This window comes from Ulvibacter sp. 2305UL32-6 (assembly GCF_058148545.1).
This window is the reverse complement of sequence record NZ_JBYVKA010000007.1, coordinates 81,281-87,980: the sequence shown is the minus strand read 5'-3', so window position 1 is coordinate 87,980 and position 6,700 is coordinate 81,281. Positions and strand designations below refer to the sequence as shown.

The following is a 6,700-nucleotide window of genomic DNA, read 5'->3' as shown; positions in this document are numbered from 1 at the left end:
ATTGTTTACCGTAATATTTGCTGGGCAAGTAATTACAGGATCTTCGGTGTCATTTACGGTTACATCAAAACTGCACATTGCTGTATTCCCAGAACTATCTGTTACTACAAATGTATTCGTTGTTGTTCCTACTGGGAATGTACTTCCACTAGGGAGGCCCGCTGTTTGTGTTAAAGTTAATGTACTATAAGTTATAAGAATTTGTCCGTTTCCAGATCTTAGGCCAGGAGTTGTACTACCACTTGTAACACCACCAATATAACTTGAACCTCCAGCTCCACCAGCACCTGCTGCACCAGATCCAGCATTAGCGCCAGCACCTGCGCCACCACCATAATAGCCACCACCACCTGCGCCACTAGCTACAGATTGCGAACCACCTATTCCGTTTCCTCCAATACCAAGTATTCCCGGATTTCCATCAACTCCTTCAGTTCCATCACCACCAGCACCACCAGCAGCTTGATCTCCACCCGAACCACCAGCTCCAACATTGGGGAATGCACCTAATATGCCACTCCAAGAAGGGTCTTCTCCATCTTCGCCAATAAAGTCTCCTCCATTACCACCATTACCTCCAATTCCACAAGGTACACAAGTGCCATTTACATAGTCACGACCGCTACCGCCACCGCCACCGGCAACTAATACACGATCGGCAAGGGTTGCAGCACCAATGCGAACATCAGATGCTCCACCACCGCTACCTGCAAAACCACCAGTTCCTGTAGATGGGGCGCCAACACCGCCGGTTCCTCCACCATTAAAACCGCCAACACCATCAATTCCTTCACCACCAACATAAATAGTAAGAATTTCACCTGGAGTGACAGCAAGTTCTCCGGTTGCAAAACCGCCTAAACCTCCAATACTTGGATCAAAATCTTCAATTACCATATCCTGTCCGGCAGCTCCAAAGGCTTCAATTGTAATGCTTGTTACGCCTGATGGAACCGTAAAGGTTTGAAGCGCACCGGTAAAGTCAAATGTATCAGTAACGGTTAATCCACCACAATTATCTGAAATTATAGGATCTGTATAGGTAACTATCGCACCACAAACACCTGGGTCATTATCTTGTGTAATATTGCTAGGACAGCTTATTGTTGGATCTTCAGTATCATTTACGGTAACATCAAAACTACAACTAGCCGTGTTTCCTCCCGCATCGGTTGCAGTTGCTGTTACTGTTGTTGTTCCCACAGCAAATAAAGTCCCTGGATCTTGAGAATATGTAATCGTACTTGAACAATTATCTGTCGCCGTTGCTGCAAATGATACAATGGCTCCACACATTCCTGGATCATTGTCTTGTGTAATATTTCCAGGGCAAGTAATTACTGGATCCTCTGTATCTTCAACTGTAATTGTGACTGTTGCTGTACAGTCTAATATATTTGAACTTGTCGCTGTATATGTTGTAGTAACGGTAGCCGTAAATGGCACACCATTCATTACACCATTATCCCAAGTTATGGTTCCTCCATTTGCCGAAGTTCCTGTAAGCGTTACCATGCTATTTGGACATACAGTATTTCCAGGTGTTACGTTTACACTAATAGGTGAACAAAGCAGTGTAATAACAACACTTCCATCTCCATTATTAGTAGCTGGAGTATTTGTTTGATTGGATCCATTGTTGAATGAACCACCGCCACCACCACCGGCTCTAGTTGGAGCTCCACAATTTGATAAATGTGGTCCTCCGGCTCCACCAGAGTATCCGCCGCCGCCGCCGCCGCCAACAGTATTACAAGTAGTAGATCCACCACCACCAAAACCTCCAAAAGCATCAGCACTACATGCACCATCTGTTCTTCCTGGAGCACCACCTACTCCTCCGTTCAAGAAAGAGAGCCCGCCGAAACCTCCATTATTATTAGGGACTCCGGTATTATCACTAACACCATTGGTTAACAGACCACCGCCACCGCCGCCGTTATTATCGCCAGTAGTGCAAGCATCCCCACCGCTACCAGCAGTTCCACCCAATATAAGATTTAATGAATCCATCGTTCCATTAGTACCCGTTACGGCACCAACTCCTGAATTATCAGAAGATGCACCGCCACCAGCTCCTGCAACTATAAGCGCATTGTTTGCAGCATCGGTAATAAAGGAAGCCCCGCCACCGCCTCCAACAGCATCAGTTTCACCTTGTTGGCCTACCAATATCTTGATAACGGTTCCTGCTGTAAGATTGAACTCACCGCTCATTTCAGCACCAAATCCACCAAGCACTGATACATTGAAATTAGAATTTCCTCCTGAAGCCCCAGAAGCTTCTAATCTATATAAGCCCGTAAAAGGAACCGTCCACTCTTGAATTCCTTGAGTGTTTATAGTTACATCTCCATCTAAGCTAGTTCCAGCATATGCCGCATCTACTTGAGTTTGATCAGGACCAAACTGTCCCGAAGCTCCAGCTGTCGAGAAATTATACGTTTGTGAAAACCCGAGTAGCGTGAATAACATCGCTATGAGTGTTAAGGTAATTTTTTTCATAATTAAGTTGGTTAAGTTTTGTTGAGAGGACGAAAATACAGCAAATCTTGAAAAAATATATACGTGTAAATACGTATTAACGGTATTATATGCTTTTTGTCGATTAGGTGCTGATTTTTAATTATCTAATAATCAACTAATTAAACAACATCACCAAGAAAATATATTGACTTTAGTAGGTATATTCTTACGAAAAAAACGATAAAAGCAGGTTTGTTTTTGTCGTTTAATCACGGAAAAACTGGAAATCTTCGTTGTCAGAGATCAGATTTCCTTCATAAATGAGCGTCCATCCCATTGAACTGGTTAGGATATAAATTTTCTGAAGCTCAGAAATAAGTCTATTTTGGGCATTTTTTTGAAGATCGGATGCCTCTATTTTTTTCCGAAGGGATGCCTCTACGCGTTGTTTAATTTTATTATAATCTGATGCTTCGAACTGATTGAGATAATCTTGCGTGACGTCATAATATTCGATATTGGGATTGATGGTAAGTTCGGGTTCTGGAATGTGGGTAATGGTTACCGTTTTATTTTCCTCGGAAATTTCCGAAGTAATCAAACTAAGATCATAACTAATTGTTGCCGTTGCATTAACAACAACGATCGCCTTCTTTTTTGCATCTAAAAAACCGAACAATTTTTCGGTATCGCTAAAAGTTAGTACTTGTGCATAGTTCCCTTCGGTCACGATCAATTTACCCACATTTTTGAGTTGCTTTTGGATCAAAGATGAGTTCTCTCGCAATTGATCGCGATCGTCTTTTTTATATTCACAATAGCGCAAGCCAAAGACAATGACAAGGGCAATTACAATTCCGAGGAGCACCTTTCGCATGGGGAAGTTTTTTCAGAAAGATACAAAAAACAAAGCCTCGTTATGTTGAGGCTTTGCATGTTTTAACTAGTTTTTAATAGCGACCGGAAAATCTTGCCCAAAGCCAAAACTAGACGGATATTGCGGATTTCCTTTGTATTTCTCTGAAATTTCAGGAACCCTAGATTCAATATAAGCTTTGATCTCGTTGACGGTAATGCGGTTATCACCACTATCGGCCTTTCCAGACAAAGCCTCAAGTAATGCATATGTAAATACGCCATGACCTAATTCATCAAACTCGGTTGCAAATTGTTCACTGCCCGACGCTGTAAGCCAATGTGTACCTGTACTTCTTGCCAATTGCGCAATTGCTTTCTCTTCGGCAGCACCCCTGGTGGCAATGGTGGTTAAAGCCCCGGCACTTTGACAAGCATCTAAAATATACAATTGTTTTTGTGCTGGAATTCCTGCGGCAATTTTCTTTAATTCGGAAGCAGAAATACCTTTTTGCACGAGTGCACCGTCATTTCCGTAGAGCTGGGTGACATCGTGAGGCACTAAAAAGAAATCTTTATTTCCTTCTTCAGCAACCACCCCATGACCCGCATAATAAAAGATAAAAATATCCTGCGGATTTGCTTTGGAAGCTACCTCAGCAAATTTGCTCAATATATTCTCCCGAACTGCTTGATCGTTTTTTACCGAATAAATATGCGATTGTGAAGTAATATTGGCCACACCTTTCTGTATATCCTGCTGAAAACTAGTAGCATCGGCCACCGCATAATTTAAATTGTATTTCGCATTCTTGTATTGATCTATTCCCACAATCATGATATGCGCTTGAATTCCTTGTGGTTTAACCACTTCTTTTTGCGTTGGTTTATAGGTAACTACAATAGACTCTGGAAGACTTTCTGTATTTTGAGAATTCACAGCAATTGCAGTAAAATTATTGGCACCTTCCAACAAAGTGAGCTGAAAGGTCTTTTGATCTCCGGAAGGCGTTACATCGTCTTCGACAACTAAGTTGCGCGCATTATTTGTTACTAATTTTCCGTTGTGATACAAACGAAGTTCCACAAGCATATCATTAAAAGCATTTCCGACTAAGGTGATTTCAGCATTTGCAGATGCCGTTGTGATAGTATTCGTGTCATCCTCAACAGTTAGATTTCTAGCACCTTCTTTATAGGTTATTGCTACAGTTGGCGCGGGATTTAGCTCATCGATCTCAATATCGCGGTCGATGTTTTCTTCTTTAAAAATTTTGTTTAACAATCTTGGAGTATAGAATTTCTGAAAAACGCTTGCAAGAGGAAGAAAGGTATTTCCTTTAGCGAAAGCCACCCTTTCCCAGGCGCCTTGCGAACCATCAAAATGCCCGTCTGGAGTATGAGCGATCCATTCATTATCTAAAAAAATATAAATTCGAACGACCTCTTTTCCGGTAAGCACGTTGTACAATTTGATCGAGCCATTTGAGGCTTTCATGATCAAATTATTTCCCACAAAACTAGGCTCAAAGAAATCAATATCTTTAAATGGAAGGCTCTTTAATTTGGTTCCCTTTTTTGCATCATAGATCGTGGGAGGAACATTAGCACCTGTTACGAATAAATAACGCTCATCAGGACTTAAACGTGTGGTGGTATCAAAGCCGTCATTGTCTAACTTATATGATTTTAATTGAGCGCCTGTTTTCGCATCTAAAATTTCGATCATATTATTTTCTATGTTGAGTGCAAAGATCTTCGTACCATTTTCGATATGCTTTATGGAACTGTATCTTCCTGCTTTCTTCCAAAGTAGCTGTTGGCTTTGATAATCTACATATTCAATGCGATAGTCAACAAATTCAGGGCCCGCGACATTGTATGTGATAAAGGCAACACGAGGTGCATTGGGGGCCAAAGTAATACCGTCATTCCCTAGAGGTGTTGATGATGGAATCATTTTTAGATATAGCACTTTGCCTTGTATCATATCGATCACGCGCACCGCAGAACCGCCCATAGTCGCCAGCATTTTACTTTCGGGGAGATAATCTACATTATCTACGCCGTTTAAATTCTCAATAATATCTTTAAAACTATCTGGTTGTCCACGTTGAAAGACCTTGATGCTTTCGGAATTTCTAGGAATAGAATATACGTCCTTATTTAACGGATCTGCGATCAGAAAGCCTTGACTCCCATCATATTTATATGTTGGTTTATACTTTGTGAGGTGAGAGGTTGACGCATTATTCAGCAATGAAAACGTCGCACCATCAAAGTCACCCGTAATAATTTCAAATGCATCTTTACCTACATAAGCAATGGTTTCGCCTGGTTCAAAAATACTATCTCCAAATTCGAGTACGGGCTTGCTTTCATATCTTTGGAATTTGGCATAAGGCAAATTAAGACCACTTTGCGCAAAGAGATACTTACCATCTGAAACCATCGCATTCTTAAAATCTTCTCGATAGATCTTTCCGAGGATATATCCGCTAGTGGCATTTATTTCTAAAAAAGTACTTTCTCCCGCTGCGATCCAAAATGACTGCTGATCTTTTTCAATAACTACCTGATATCCCGCCCATGCGTTACTATCTGAAAAGTTTTCTTTTCGTTCTCTATAGGTCCATACTACTTTTCCAGTGTTTACATTCTTTCGGGAAAGCTCGGTAAAATTATCTGCGGTGTATTTCAGAAAAAGAACATCTCCATTATCAAACATGGCAATGGGTTTTTCTTGATAAGCGCTTTCCGAAGCACCTGGATCATAGTCAATTTCTCGATATGTTCCTAAGCTTGCATCATAGAGATAGTATTCTAAATAATTGGTTTCAACCCAAAGAAATTTGCTGTCACTCGTAAATTCGAAATGCGAGGGCTCTCCTTTTCCAGGGAAATCGGGTAAGGGTATATTGATGAATTCGCTCGTTTCTTCGTTTAAACCATACATGGCTTTTTGACCATTTTGGTCTTCAGCATAAAAAAGCAAAAGTCCTTCGGTGGGCGTCGTCTTATGAAAATCGATACTATATATTTTACCCAATGGGTACTTTGCTAATTCTTCAAAAGTAGTATTGTCATAAATATATATTGTATTCTGAGTTAGGGCGTAGGTTTTTCCCTCAATATCATTGATAGCAAAATCACTTGCATAACCCGTAAGGTCAATGGTTTTATAGAGCTGCGCCGAGTTTTTGTTCCAGAATTTTAAGGTATTGTCTTTATAACCAAAGGTGACCAAAAGATCTCTCTTGTTGTCTAACAAGGCCTTGGTGGCTCCTTCGGCATGACTAGCCTGCAAACTTAAATTTGAAATTTGTGCCTGTAAAAAGGTCACTGTAAATGCGAACAATAAGATAAATAGCTTTTTCAT

General features: G+C 40.8%; 3 protein-coding genes. All 3 read right to left on the bottom strand.

The window, feature by feature from the left end; genetic code table 11:
• A partial coding sequence (locus tag ACY2RU_RS16935; protein ID WP_490139669.1) for an HYR domain-containing protein occupies nucleotides 1–2,505 on the bottom strand: 2,505 nt, incomplete at its 3' end.
• Nucleotides 2,506–2,731: 226 nt separating this feature from the next.
• Nucleotides 2,732–3,343 (bottom strand): DUF4230 domain-containing protein, encoded by a 612-nt coding sequence (locus tag ACY2RU_RS16930; protein WP_490139668.1) that lies wholly within the window; start codon nucleotides 3,341–3,343, stop codon nucleotides 2,732–2,734.
• A 66-nt stretch (nucleotides 3,344–3,409) separates the two neighbouring features.
• Entirely contained in the window at nucleotides 3,410–6,700 is a 3,291-nt protein-coding gene (locus ACY2RU_RS16925) for a caspase family protein (RefSeq protein WP_490139667.1), read from the bottom strand.